1 protein-coding gene is annotated in these 267 nt (G+C 43.1%); it reads left to right on the forward strand.

Features of this window, described 5'->3' with window-relative positions:
* Positions 1 to 267, forward strand: a 267-nt coding sequence (locus Q5762_RS38600; protein ID WP_315896984.1) for a FeoB small GTPase domain-containing protein, incomplete at both ends; no start/stop codon positions are given.

Raw genomic sequence — 267 nt, forward strand, 5'->3', positions numbered from 1 at the left:
TCCCTCTCCCCCTACACCCTAGAGGAAGTAGTGGCGAGAAGCTATCTGATTACAGAAAGACCGGATGCAATTTTAAATATTATTGACGGTACCAATTTAGAACGCAATTTATACCTTACTACCCAGCTCACAGAATTAGGCATACCTGTAATAATCGCTCTCAATATGATTGATGTAGTAAGAAGCAAGGGAGACATTATTCATTTAGAAAAACTCTCCCAGGAGACCGGTTGCCCCATCGTAGAAATCTCCGCTCGTACCGGAGAG

This window comes from Streptomyces sp. P9(2023) (genome assembly GCF_032436795.1).
Lineage (GTDB): Bacteria > Actinomycetota > Actinomycetes > Streptomycetales > Streptomycetaceae > Streptomyces.